This window comes from Fibrobacterota bacterium (genome assembly GCA_019509785.1).
Classification (GTDB): domain Bacteria; phylum Fibrobacterota; class Fibrobacteria; order UBA11236; family UBA11236; genus Chersky-265.
The window spans coordinates 96,265-109,281 of sequence record JAEKLQ010000025.1; the positions used below are offsets into that span (position 1 = coordinate 96,265).

Genomic DNA, 13,017 nt, shown 5'->3' on the forward strand with positions numbered 1-13,017 from the left:
AGCGCCCGGAAGGCCCGGATATCCCCCATAAGTGGCGGCCGGCCATGGCGGTTAAGGGAAATTGAGGACGGGGACGGGGAAAAACTTGCCTCGCGGCGGAGCGGGCGGGGGAGGAATCTGCCCTTGGGGCAGCCTATATATATGGCCCGGGCTTAAGGGGCCAGGTCTTCGGCCTTGGCGATGATAGAGCTTTCGTCCAGGCGCCGCAGCGCCTCCAGCAGGATGGCCATGGTGTCCCCGTCGAGATTGCGCTCGCCGGCGGATTGTTGGGGCAGGAAGCGGAAGGATCCGGATTGCCACCGCAGGGCGTCATCGATGGCCAGGGTAGCGGGCAAGTTACCCAGGCTGGCGTGCACCAGGCCGCCTTCCTCGAAACCGAAATGCGCCCGCAACGGCCCTTGTTCCACCAGCAAGGTGCCCGTCATGCGCGCCGTGAGGACGGACTGCAGGAGATCGGCGAACGCGAAGTAGCGCAGATCCCCCGAAAGGCCCGGCGACAGCAATTGGGCCAGCTTCTGGTTGGTGGCGCGGATGCGCTTGGAAAGCATGCGGTAAAGGATGATGCTCATGACCGGGAATTCGGCCAAGGTCTTGTGGAAGTCCTCGCGGGCGATGGCCAGGGTGAGGCAATCTTCCACCGCGTCCACCTGGTTGCTCGTGGAGGCGCCGGTGAGGATGGACATCTCCCCGAAGCAATCCCCCTTGCGCAGCACCGACAGCTCCAGCACCCGGCCGTCCTGGCCGCGGGTGGCGATGCGGACCATCCCTTTCAGGAGGACGTGGAAATGGCTGCTGGTGACGTTCGCCTTGAGGATGACGTCGCCGCTTTTGTATTCCCTGGCCAGGGCGCGCTCCCGGAAGGCCCGAGCCACGGCGATAGGCATCTGATCCAGGAACGGGCGGGCCATCTGGTTCTCGGCCGAGAGGACTTCTTCGAACTGGACGGCGGGCCGCGAGAGCTTGCTCATGCGGCAGTACGACCAACGGCAGGCGCAATTCTTCCAGCCCGCTTCGACCTGCCCTTCTTCGCGCCGCCCTTCCATAGCCACGGGGATGAAGCTCGCGACGGGCATGGAGCAGGATACCGTCTGGTTCCCGTATACGCCGGGCATCTGCACTTGCAGCGAATCGCCCTTGGTATAGAAGGGGCAATTACGCAAGTCCAACGCCTTGAGCGCCCAGGATTGTTCCGCTTCATCCATATCCGAAAGTTACCTATTCCGATTGGGTCCGTGAGGACGGCCACGCTTTCGCCGCAGAGTAACTACCGCCCGGGAATCCTAGCCGCACGGGGCTTGGAGGATTTTGGGGACCGGTCCGGTAATCCTCCAATAGCATAAACTAGCAGGGTACCGGATCTCAAGCGAATCGCGGATGTGTCAAGAATCCCGATGCCTCGGAACGAATTCGCCCGGTTTCGCCCCGGGCGCGGGCCGGGGCTTGATCAAATCCGGGGAGCGCCAATGTAGCGCTATTGGGAGTGCCTTTGGAGCGCCATCGGAACCCCATCCGTGCGCCATTTCAGGTTAATAGAAGCACAATCTGAAGCGCCATTGGCGCTCCCAATAGCGCTCCATTGGCGCGCCATCCATTTTGGGAGCACAGGCCTTCCAGGCTCCTAGGTACAGCAAGGCACCGAGGATAGGGCGGGTCGGCTAAGGTAGTGAGGGGACGGTCAGCCTTTGAAAGCGGGATTCGGGGTCATCATGGCGGCATAGAGGGCCCGAATGGCCTTCTCGTAGTCTTGGTTGCCTACCCCGACGATGATGTTGTATTCCGAGGAACCCTGATCGATGATGCGCACGTTGACGTGGGCGTCGCGCAGGGCGATGAATACCTTGGCCGCCGTGCCGATCTGGTTCGCCATGCCCTCGCCCACCACGGCGATGAGAGCCAAGTCCGGTTCCACCTCCAGGATGTCGGGCTCGAGAACCCGGCGCAGATCCTCGAGGATGCTTTCGGTCTTGTCGCCGATTTCCTCGGCGGCGGCCACCACGCTCATGGAATCGATGCTCGAGGGCATATGCTCGATGCTGACCCCGTGCGTCTCGAAAATGCCGAGCATCCTGCGGGCGAAGCCGACTTCCTTGTTCATCATGCTCTTCTCGAGGCTGAACATGCAGAAGTTCTTCTTGCCCGCCACCCCGGCGATGTCGTAGCGCGTCACTTCGGGCAACTTGGAAACGATGAGCGTACCGGGATCATCGGGGCGGTTGGTATTGCGGATGTTGATGGGGATGCCCGCGTCGCGCACTGGCGCGATGGCCTCGTCGTGGAAAACGCTGGCGCCCATGTAGGAGAGCTCGCGGATCTCGCGGTAGCTCACTTCGTCGAGGGGATGGGGATTATCGACGATGCGGGGATCGGCCATCAGCAAGCCCGAAACGTCGGTCCAGTTTTCATAGAGCTCGGCCATGATGGCGCGCGCCGCGATGGCCCCGGAGATGTCCGAGCCCCCGCGCGAAAAGGTCTTGATGTTCCCCTTCACGTCGACGCCGTAGAAGCCCGGCATCACGTAGAGCTTGGACGGATCGGACATGCGCTTGCCCAGCACTTCGTAAGTCTTCGCGTCGATACGGCCGGCGCGGTCGAAGAATACCGTATCCTTGGGATCCACGAACTCGGCGCCCAGGAAGGCCGCCATCAGGACGCCGCACAGGTATTCCCCGCGCGAGGCCACGAAGTCCCGCGAAGCGCCTTCTTCGATCTCCTTACGGAACGCGGCCAGGGTCTGCTCCATCCCGGCCTTGAGCCCCAATTGCCTTTCGATCTCCAGGTAGCGATCGCGGATCAACGCGAAGGGCGCATCCAAGGGAAGCTTCTTCTGGGCCAGGTCATGGCACAGGTAGAGCAGATCGGTGAGCTTGGCTTCCCCCGAGTGCCGCTTGCCCGGGGCCGATGGCACGACCACCTTGCGCTTGGGGCCGGCTTGGAGGATTTTCTTGATCTTGAGGAATTGATTGTGGTCGGCTACGCTAGAGCCGCCGAATTTCGCGACGATGCGGTTCATGTTGCGGGAAAATTAAAAAAAGAATGAAGTAAAACTTAATCCCGCCCGATAAGCTGTAAGAGGACGCGTCGCGATCATGGAAATCAAGAACAACAAACCGGCCGAAAGCAGCGAACCCCGCCGATTCTCGGCTGGGCGCGCGGTTTCCAAGCCGGGTGCCAACTCCTTCGCCGCCGCGCTCAAGAAAGCATCCGATGCCGCGCCCGCCCCCAAAGCCGCCGCGCCGGCTCTTCCGGACGCTCCACAGCCGCTCGATACCGCCGCCGCGCCTCAATCCCAGGAATCCCAAACGGCTGGGAAGTCCCCGGCCGCGCAATCCGAGGCCCCGCCGGCGGATTCCGATGCCGCCTTCGCCGACCACATGGAGTTGGTGCGCTTTCGGCTCAAGACCGGCTATTACGCCAGCAAAGCCATCAATGACGCATTGACGGACAAGCTGAGCGGCTATTTCGATGAATTGGCTTAAGGCTATCCCCCGAAATACTCGGTGAACCGCCGCAGGAAGCGGTCCAGATCCCCCGCAGGCAAGGCATCGATGCCGGCCGCCAATTTGCGTCCGCCCCCGCCGAACTCGATAGCCAGATCGGAAGCCGCGGGACCGCCCGCCCGCGGCGCCCGCACGGAGACGCGGTAGCACCCATCCGACACGGCATGCAGAACCGCTAGCGCTTGGTCGGGGCGTTCCAGCGCCCGCTCGTTGGCCCAGGTGGCGGCATAGCGCCGCGCGAAGGGCGCATCCGGGACCGCGAAGGCCTTGGCCCGCGGCGCGTCGGCCAGGGGCGAGAGGGATTGCAAGGCATCCTGGTCGGCTTCGAATTGCGAGGCCAGCGGCCCGAAGATAGGCGCGTCCCAGCAGAAGTCGAGGGCGGATGGGTAAGCCTCCATGCGCGCGGCCAAATCGGCGGCGGGAAACAGCTGATCGCCCGGAAGCTCCCCGTAGGCATTGTAATTGAGCAAGCTTCCCGCCCGCCGCAGGAGTTGGGCCTCATGGGCGGAGGCGCCCCCGGCGGACGCGAGGGAGGAGCCGGTGGCCGGCAGATTGTCCCCGAAGGCGGCCATGGCGGCCCAGAGCGGCTGGCGATGGCCACGGACCGCGTTCACGATGGCCGCGGTGCAGGTTTCCGGGGCCTGGTTCACGTGCAATTCCAGGGAAGGATGGGTGGGCGGAAGCCCGGGCTCGTGGTGATCGTACCAGGTAACTTTTACGTTACCCCGATCCAGCAGGCCCGAGAGGGCGGCCAGATTGCGCTTGAGGCTGATGTCCAAGGCATGCACGTGCCCGGTCGCTCCCGATGGGATCCGCTCCAGCAGTTCGATCTCGCGTTTAAGCCCGGTCACGCGCAGCGTGGGCGGGCCGAGTTCGAGGAAAAGGATGTGCTGGGCGCAGAGCCCGTCGGCGTCGCCGTTGAAGACGTAGTAGGCGCCGCCATCAGCCGAGGCCGGGCCTTGATCAATCAAGGCCGTAGCGCTCTTTGAGCACCTGGATATGGTGCCGCTCATGCCCGATCAGGGCCCGTAGCATTTGCGCCGGGGTGATCCGTACGCCTGCCGCCGTGCCCACTCGATCCCAGCCGGCGGGATCGATGCCGGCGATCAGGGCGCGGGCGGCCTGGCCCACGCCCTTCCAGGCGTCCAGCACGGCGCGCCATGAAAGCGAATCGTAACCGGCGGCGGCCGCGTAATCGTTTTCCTCGAAGCTGGGCAGGGGCTGGCGCTCGCCGCGCGAGATGCACACCGTGCGGTAAAGGAAAATCAGGCTCGTATCGGTGATATGCCCCACCACTTCGCGTACCGTCCATTTGCCTTCGGCATAGCGGTAGCCGGCCTTGGACTCGGGCAGGCTGGTCAGGTAGGTATGGCAGATTTCGGAATGGCGGGCGTAAGCCTCGACCGGGTGGGTCGACGGGGCATCGTCGAAGGCCACGTAGTTCTTGTAGAAGCCGGAATCCTTGAATTCGATCATGCCAAAAAGTATAGCTACCGAGGGACGATGGTCACAATCGCGGGATGGGGCCGCGGCTATTTTGCCGTCATGCCTTCCGTAGCCGCGACCCATACTTCCGCCATTCCAGGTTTCGGCGACGGGGCCGAGGCTCCCCTTTGCGCGAACGATTCCCCCTTCGCCGCGGTCCTGAGGCTTTGCGAGGCCGTCGCGAAGCGCTCCTGCCCGGTCCTCTTGCGCGGCGAAAGCGGAACCGGCAAGGAAGTGGTGGCCCGTTTCCTCCATACCCACGGCGAGAGGGCGGGCAGGCCTTTCATCGCCGTCAATTGCGGCGCCCTGCCTCCCGGCTTGATCGAATCGGAGCTGTTCGGGCATAAGAAGGGCGCCTTCACTGGCGCCTCCGCCGACCACCCGGGCCGCTTCCGTCAGGCCGATGGCGGCACCTTGTTCCTGGACGAAATCGGCGATATGCCTTTGGAGGCCCAGGTGCGGCTCTTGAGGGCGTTACAGGAAAAACGGGTTTGCCCCGTGGGCGATACCCGCGAATACCCGGTCGACTTCCGGTTGGTCTGCGCTACCCACCGCGATCTCGCCGCGCTGGCCCGGGAGGGACGCTTCCGCGAAGACCTGCTCTTCCGCCTGGACGTGATGGCCATCGACCTGCCTCCCTTACGCGCGCGCCGCGGCGACATCCCGATCCTGTTGCGGCATTTCCTCGCCTCATTACTACCGCCAGCGGAGGCGGACGCGGCGTGGCGCGCGGTTCCCCCGGAACTGGCCGAGCGGCCCTTCTCGGGTAACGTGCGGGAGCTGCGCAACCTGGCCGAACGCTATTGCGTATACCGCGAACTGGGCCGGGGCTGGGAGGCCGTGCTCGCGGGCGCGCCCGCGGGAGGCCCAGGCAACGTATCGCGGGCGTTACCGTCCGCATCCGGAAACGGGGAAGCATTCCGGCCGCGCGCTTCACGGGTTTCCGATCGCGAAATCATGGAAGCCCTGGGCGCCTGCGGCCATCATCGCGGTCGCGCATCCGGCATGTTGGGGATAACCCGGCGCGCTTTGCAATACCGGCTCGCGAAAATGGCGCTTCCCGGACGCGCTTATCCCTTCCCCTCCTCCGGGTTTGGCTCTATATTATCAGGGCTATATGGGGAACGCGATGGGGGGAGTGCCGTCGAGGGGCGCAGCGGCATCCGCCCGTAAGCCCGCCTCCGCGCTCGGATTTTTGCCGGCCGCCCTGGTTTCCTTAGCTCTCGCCGCCGTCGTGCTGATCGCGGGATCCCATTGGGGAGAATCCGCCTGGTACCAGGCCTTCGCCCGCGTCGCCGGCCCTCCGCCGCCATCCTCGACCGTTCTCATCATCACCGCCGATCCCGGCGCGGATCCCTGGGATGCCGCAGCCCGAGCGCGCTTAGCCGCCACCGCCCTGAGTCGCGGTGCTTCCGTGGTGGCCCTGGGGCCCGCTTCCTCCCCCATCGCCGCGGGCGCGGATGCGATCGCCGGTGCGCCTACGGATGCCCCTGCGGCACCGGCCGGCCGTTGGGTGATCCCGCATACCTTCGCCCGCGTGCGGGCCTGGTCCTTCCCCGAGAATGGGCCGCCGGCTTATCCTCCCATCCTTTCCCGATCCCTCTATCCCGCCCTGGACGGGCCCGAACCGGGATTGTCCCTGGCGATGGGAGAAGGTCTGGATATTCCCGATAGCTTGATCACGGAAGCAAGCGCCGGCCCGTCCGCGCCGACCACCGGCTTCATCCTGCCGGCGGGCGAAGCCGCGGTGTGGGCCGTGCCCGCCTTTATCCGCTTGGAGCGCGGGGTGGCGGCGTCCCTGGGAGTGGAAGCCGCGCGCCGGTACCTGGGCGTCCCGGCCGCGAAGATCGGCTACGTGGAGGGCGTGGGAGCCTTGTTCGACGCGTCCCACGCCTTGCCGATAGATGCCTCGGGGGCCGCGCTTCCCCGGTTCCATGCGCCGGACGGCATCCCGCACCTATCCGCCCAGCGTTTCCTGGAAAGCTCCGGATCCGCATCCGAGGCGAGGGGCAAGCTGGTATTCCTCGATCCCGGCGGAGCATCGCTGCCCACCGCCGCCGGCCTACGCACCCCCACCGAGGTGGAAGCGTCCCTTTCCGCGGGATTGCTGGAAGGCACGCTAATCGCCGCGCCCGCTTGGGGCGCGCCCCTGGCCGCCCTGGCGGGCCTATGCTCCGCGGCCTTGATGGCGGCCGTCCTGATCGCCGGATTCGGCGGCGTCCCCGCCTTCATGATGGGAGCGTTCCTCGCTTGCGTATACCCGATCGTCGCCTTCGCCGCTTTCGCCAAAGCCTCCCTGTGGCTGCCGCCCCAGGCCCCGCCCCTGCTCGTCGCCGCCGCCTATTTCCCGCTCGCCTGGGCGCGCCGCAGCCTCACCGGCAGACGCGCGCACCCGCCCATGATCCATCCCGCGCCCGCCTTCGATCCCGTCCTGATGCCGATGGCGCGGCCCTTGCCTCAACCGGTAACGCCGATGCGCGGCACGCCCCAAGTCGCCATCCCCGCCGTCCGCCCGATACAGGGCAGTGCGCCGGCGGGAAGGATGGCCGCGACGGAATCGCCCTCGCTCATGCCACCTGCCCCCGTGGCCTCCGCGCCAATGCCCCCCGCGTCCGTTGCTCCCGCCCCGCTGGCGCAGGCGCCCCGGAATGCCGAGCCGCCGCGCCCGCGGCCGGTCTTGCGTGAACGACAGGGCGCCCCGGTCGAACGCCTGGCCGAACCGGCGGCCCCGTCGCCTGCCGGCGACGAAATCGAGAGGGACGCCAAAGGCGGCCTGGTGCGCGTGGGCAAGTACAGGATCGTACGCAAGATGGGATTCGGTTCGGCCGGCGACGTATTCGAGGGTTTCGATTCCCAGATGGGCCGCAAGGTGGCCATCAAGACCATCACCCGCTTCGCGTCCTCCCGTTTCGATCGCGCGGGAGAACGCTTCGTGCTGGAAGCCCGGGCCGCGGGCTCGCTGAATCATCCTTGCATCAACACCATCTACGATTTCGGTACCATCCGCGACGTCTCCTACATGGTGCTGGAATTCCTGGACGGCGTGACGCTTTCCCAATGGATGCGGGCCCATCCCCAACCTCCGCATCCCCGCGCCGTAGCCCATTGGATGCGGCAAATCGCTTCCGCCCTCGACTTCGCCCATAGCCACAAGATCATCCATCGCGATCTCAAGCCCGCCAACCTGATGGTGGTGGATAACGGCGCCACCTTGAAGCTGCTCGATTTCGGCATCGCCAAGATGGAAGACATGGGGCTCACCGCCACCGGCATGACGGTCGGCACGCCGTCTTACATGTCGCCCGAGCAGTTGGCGGGGGCGAACGTGGGCCCGGCTTCGGATCAATACGGCTTCGCGGTCGTGCTCTACCAGCTGCTGAGCTACCGCCTGCCTTATATCGGGACCAAGATCCCGGAGTTGTGCAACCGCATCCTCAAGAACGAAATCGTCCCCTTGGACGAGGTTAGCCCGGCCTTGGGCGGCGCGTTCTGGGGAGCCCTGCGCAAAGCCATGGGGAAGACGCCGGAAGAACGCTACCCCGACTGCATGGCGCTATACACCGCCTTGGCCGAAACCATGCCGGCCTGAATCCGCCCGGCCCTGCCGCCCGGCCCTACCGTCGGGCCCGCCGGACCGTTCCCGCGAATTGTTACTTTTCCCCCCGCGGCGGCCCAAAGCCCGGGTTCCCTTCCTCGAACCCCATCTTCCCTCCCGCCGGCGGAAAGGCTTCTACGTGCAGGCCATACCCTACCCGAAGGCGCTCCCGTTTTGCCTGAGCCTATGCATTGCCGCTCTCGCGGACGCGAAACCCGCGCCCGCTCCGGCTTCGCAATCGGCCAGCGCGGCCAATGCGGCCTCCGCGTCCGGCGACAGGGCCGCGGCCGCGGCTCTCAAGCGCGCCGAAGCCGCCTACCAGTCCGGCCAGCTTAAAGAGGCCGATGCGCAACTCAACCGGCTGCTGAAGCAATACCCGAAATCGCCGGCCGCCGAAGAAGCCTACGTCATCTTGACCGACATCGCCTTGCGCCAAGGGAAAGGCGAAGCCGCCTTGGCCCAGGTCGCCCGCTTCCATCGCACGTACGGGACCTCCGCCTACGGGGCCCGCATGGCTTACTACCAGGGCCAAGCGGAACTGCGCGTGGGCAAGAACGCGGAAGCGGCGCGCGCTTTCGCGGCGGCCGCGGTGGCCGCCCCCAATGCCGCCCTCTACGCCAACGCCTCCAAGGGCCTTTGGGCCATCGTGGAAGGCGGAGGGCTGCTCACCGAAGAAGCCGAAGGCGTGCTGGAAGCGGCGGAACGCGATCCGGCCTTGCGCGCGGGCCTGTTGGAGCGCCTGGGCGACCAGTACCTGCGCGAGGGCCGCTACACCGCCGCCCGCTCCGCCTTCCAGGATTGGCTGGATCGTTATGGCAAAGGGGACGGGGCGGGTCGCGTGAAGGAAAAGCTGCGCCAGGCGGCGGAAGCGCCCGTGCAGAACCGCACCATCCTCTTGATGGCCCCCATGACGGGCGAGTTCTCCGACATCGGCAAGGCCATGAAGGAAGGCGCGCAGCTCGCCGTCGACGACAACAACGCCAAAGGCGCGGGCCGCATCGAGGTCCGCATCCTGGACGATCAAGGCAATCTCATCACCGGCATCCACCGTTTGCGGAAGGTCATGCGCGACGAGCCCATCGACGCCGTGCTGGGCCCGGCCATGAGCGACGTCAGCGCCGGCGTCGCCATCGACCTTTCCGCCCGCAAGAGCCCGGTCCCCATGGTCACCCCCACCGCCACCACCCATGGCATCGCGGCCTTGGGGGACGGCATCTTCCAGCTCAACGTCACCACGGGAACCCTGGGGCAACGCATCGCGCTCTATGCCTCCGGCTGCCTGAAGCTGAAGGACTTCGCCATCGTGGCTCCCGAGAGCGAGTACGGCTACCAATTGGCCGACGCCTTCCAGAAGACCGTGGAGCGCAAGGGGGGCAGCGTGGTCTCCGTGCAGTATTTCCAGCCGGGAGCGCAGGATCTGGCCCCGCAGTTCGAGGAGATCCGCAAGGTGGCGGGCAAGATGTACATCGAGAAGCTGAAGGCGGACGGCGTACCCGCTTCTGAGCTCGATTACAAGGCCCAGCAGAAAATCATGAGCGATTCCGTGCTGCCCCTGGACGGCGTATTCCTGGCGGCCACCAACGGCGAAGAGGCTTATACCCTCGCCTCGCAGGCGGCCTTCAACAAGATCCGCGCGCAATTCCTGGGCTCGTCGGGCTGGAACGATCGGGCCATGCTGCGGCGCAGCAGCACCGTCGCCGTGCAAGGCGCGTACTTCAGCGTGGACTTCCAGGAGAATTCCAAGACCGACGTTTACCTCGCGTTCTCGCGGGCCTACAACGCCAAATGGAAGCGCAACCCGGACAAGGTGGCCGCCCTGGCTTACGACGCGGCCCGCTTCCTCCTGCAAGGCTTGTCGACCGCGCCTTCCCAGGACCAGATCATCCCCAGCCTGAAGGCCATCAAGAGCTTCAACGGGGTGCTGGGGCGCATCGTCTTCGACGAGAAGTACGGGGCGAATACCAACGCCGCCATCTATCGGGTGGAGAAAAAGGGCTTCAAGGAAGCGGAGACCTGCCCCGAGGCGGAATGACACTGGCCCTGGGGCGGAATGGCGCCTGCCCCCGGGCGGCCTAACCCTGCCGCTTCTCGCTTTCAGGTAACGGGCGCGTTACCTCGGCGGTTTCCTTCTGGGCCGCGGGGCCCTTGAAGAGGCGCCGGAAGAAGGCCACCACAGCCAACAGACCGATCACGATGAATTTCTTGGCCGCCAACAGCCCGATCAGAAGCAATTTGAAGAAACCGACCTTGGCCAGCACGCCGCCGGCGACCAGGGCCGCGATGCCGTAGGTGGCCACCTTGTCGATCTTGGGATCGAACTCGCTGTAGCGGTTCCCGGGATCGAACTCCACGGCCGCCAGCACCGGCGGCATACCCGCCTTCACCGTCGCCAGCTCCCGCATGGTCGCCACCGCGGTCAGGATCAGGACCCCGCGGCGGCCCAGGATGCGGATATCGTAATTGAGGGAGTTGTGGTCGCTTCCCTCCGCGCGCAGCTCCTTGGCCCAATGCAGCTTATGCGCGGCCTTATCGTAATACGGCTTCTCGGCCCATCCCAGCAGGTGCATGGCCGAGTATCCCTGCTTGACGCGCTCCTTGTTATTCTCCTCGGTGGATTTCTTCATGGTCTTGAGCAGATCTTCGTAATCGATCTTCTCCGCATCATCGTCCTTCACGTAGCCTTCCGCTTCGGACTGGATGATGACCGCCCATGAGCCTTCGCCTAAGGGCTCCTGGCCCGGAGCCCATATCATCCCCAGGGTATGGATGTCGGGCGGATTGCCCCAGAACGAGGTCAGCACCGTTTGCGACTGCTTGGCATCGAGGTAGCGATACCCTTCCGGAAGCTTGAGGGTGGCCAGGCCCCCATCGAGCTTGATCTCGCCGGTTCGGTAGCTTAGGCGTTTGTCCATCTCGATTAGGGCCGCCATGGCGCTGTCCGGGGCCGAGCCTTGGCCCCCTTGGGAAAAGGAACTATCGGCGAGACCGGGAATGGACGGGGCGGGCGACAGCTTGGGGGATGCCGAAGCAGGTAGGCTGGCTAAGGCTAAAGCGAAGGCGGACGCGAGAACGAAGGGCGCGCGAAATCCTTGCATGGAACCTCCGGGTTGCGGGTCGCCAGAATGTAGACATTCCTTATATCTTGTCGCCCCATGTTCCCAGGCGGAAAAACGACCCCCGGCCCCGGAGAAGTCTTCGAGACGACCATCGAAAAGCTGGTGCCCGGGGGCGATGGCTTGGCCCGCCTGGACGGAAGGGTGGTTTTCATCCCCTTCACCCTGCCCGGTGAGAAGGTCCGCGCCCGCGTAACCGAAGCGAAAAAGGATTTCCTCCGCGCGATTGCCCTGGAGATCCTCGAACCCTCGCCCGATCGCGCGCCGCCGCCCTGCCCCGTGTTCGGCCGTTGCGGCGGCTGCGATTGGCAACATATCGCGCCGCCCGCCCAACTCCGCCAGAAGCTGGCCCTCGCCGAAGACGCCTTGCGCCGGGTGGGCGGACTCGCGTTCCCCGGGCTTACCATCGAAGGCGGGGAACCTTGGCGTTACCGTAACCGCGTGCAAATCCATCGCGACGCCTCCGGCACGGCCGGCTTCCTGGCGCGCGCCAGCCATGACTTGGTGCCCATCCGCGATTGCCCCATCTCCCGGCCGGCCTTCGGGCCCCTCTTCGCGCCCGCCCCCGCGCCGGGAACGGGCGCCCGCCCGTTGGAGACGGGCGCCCGCTTCCCGGCTTCCCGACCCTTCGCCGGTACGCGCCGCTTCTCAGCCTGGAGCCATCCCCTGCCCGATGGCGACTTCCTCATCAGCGCCGATCCCGCCGCCGCGGGACTGTGCCCGACGGGCGAAGCCGCGGAAATCGCCGCACCCCTTTTGGGCAAGACCTTGCGCTTCGATTTGCGCTGCTTCTTCCAAAGCAACCTGGAGATGACGGCGCGCCTGGTCCCTTACGCGCTGGAAGGGCTCTCCGGCCGCCTGGCGCTGGATCTGTATTGCGGCGTGGGCCTGTTCGGGACTTTCCTGGCGGACCGGTTCGAGCAGGTGCTGGCCGTGGAGGAGAATCCGGCCGCCCTGGAGTACGCGCGACGTAACATCGGAGTTACCCATGGTTTCCTGCGCGGCCGCGTGGAGGAACTGCTCCAGGCCGAACGCGGGCCTTTAGCCGAAGCGGAACCGGATACCATCGTGGTCGATCCCCCGCGCACCGGGCTCGATCGGGCCGTGGCCGGATTCCTGATCGCCAAACGGCCGGCGCGGCTGGTATACGTCTCTTGCGACCCGGTGACCTTGGCGCGCGACTTGAAATCGCTTCTGGCCGCGGGTTTCGCCTTGGAGGATTTGCGCCTGTTCGATTTCTACCCGCAGACCGCGCACGTGGAAGCGGTCGCGAAGCTGGCTTGGCGCGGGATTTTTTAGCTTTTCCCCGTCTTCACCGGAGGCTACG

At 65.6% G+C, this 13,017-nt stretch carries 10 protein-coding genes; 5 read left to right on the forward strand and 5 right to left on the reverse strand.

The annotated features are described in order from the left end of the window. Window positions 1-152: 152 nt before the first annotated feature. Together JF616_04520 and JF616_04525 are read right to left on the reverse strand one after the other, a co-directional pair. Window positions 153-1,202 (reverse strand): cyclic nucleotide-binding domain-containing protein, encoded by a 1,050-nt coding sequence (locus tag JF616_04520; protein ID MBW8887005.1) that lies wholly within the window; start codon window positions 1,200-1,202, stop codon window positions 153-155. Window positions 1,203-1,675: 473 nt separating this feature from the next. Continuing rightward, a complete protein-coding gene (locus JF616_04525; protein MBW8887006.1) occupies window positions 1,676-3,010 on the reverse strand; it encodes an aspartate kinase in 1,335 nt (444 codons plus the stop codon). A gap of 76 nt (window positions 3,011-3,086) precedes the next feature. Here JF616_04525 and JF616_04530 point away from each other — a divergent pair, with 76 nt between their 5' ends. Further along, on the forward strand, window positions 3,087-3,476 hold the full coding sequence (locus JF616_04530) for a hypothetical protein (protein MBW8887007.1): 390 nt from the start codon (window positions 3,087-3,089) through the stop codon (window positions 3,474-3,476). 2 nt (window positions 3,477-3,478) lie between these two features. On the opposite strand, the gene JF616_04535 is transcribed toward JF616_04530, so the two are convergent. After that, window positions 3,479-4,468: a DHH family phosphoesterase gene (locus tag JF616_04535; protein ID MBW8887008.1), complete on the reverse strand. Its 990-nt coding sequence runs from the start codon at window positions 4,466-4,468 to the stop codon at window positions 3,479-3,481. After that, window positions 4,461-4,973, reverse strand: a complete 513-nt coding sequence (locus tag JF616_04540; protein ID MBW8887009.1) for a DinB family protein — start codon at window positions 4,971-4,973, stop codon at window positions 4,461-4,463. Before JF616_04540 ends, JF616_04535 begins: the two co-directional genes overlap by 8 nt. Before the next feature lie 69 nt (window positions 4,974-5,042). Between JF616_04540 and JF616_04545 the strand changes: the two genes are divergently transcribed. From JF616_04545 to JF616_04555, 3 genes are all read left to right on the forward strand, one after another. Further along, on the forward strand, window positions 5,043-6,155 hold the full coding sequence (locus JF616_04545; GenBank protein ID MBW8887010.1) for a sigma-54-dependent Fis family transcriptional regulator: 1,113 nt from the start codon (window positions 5,043-5,045) through the stop codon (window positions 6,153-6,155). A gap of 22 nt (window positions 6,156-6,177) precedes the next feature. Further along, complete coding sequence (locus JF616_04550; GenBank protein ID MBW8887011.1) at window positions 6,178-8,571, forward strand: protein kinase; 2,394 nt, start codon at window positions 6,178-6,180, stop codon at window positions 8,569-8,571. 145 nt (window positions 8,572-8,716) lie between these two features. Then, window positions 8,717-10,609 carry a penicillin-binding protein activator gene (locus JF616_04555; GenBank protein MBW8887012.1) on the forward strand — a complete coding sequence of 631 codons (1,893 nt, stop codon included), beginning with the start codon at window positions 8,717-8,719 and terminating at the stop codon, window positions 10,607-10,609. A 40-nt stretch (window positions 10,610-10,649) separates the two neighbouring features. On the opposite strand, the gene JF616_04560 is transcribed toward JF616_04555, so the two are convergent. After that, window positions 10,650-11,672: a DUF2167 domain-containing protein gene (locus tag JF616_04560; protein ID MBW8887013.1), complete on the reverse strand. Its 1,023-nt coding sequence runs from the start codon at window positions 11,670-11,672 to the stop codon at window positions 10,650-10,652. Window positions 11,673-11,729: 57 nt separating this feature from the next. Here JF616_04560 and JF616_04565 point away from each other — a divergent pair, with 57 nt between their 5' ends. Continuing rightward, window positions 11,730-12,989 carry a class I SAM-dependent RNA methyltransferase gene (locus JF616_04565; protein MBW8887014.1) on the forward strand — a complete coding sequence of 420 codons (1,260 nt, stop codon included), beginning with the start codon at window positions 11,730-11,732 and terminating at the stop codon, window positions 12,987-12,989. Window positions 12,990-13,017: the final 28 nt, after the last annotated feature.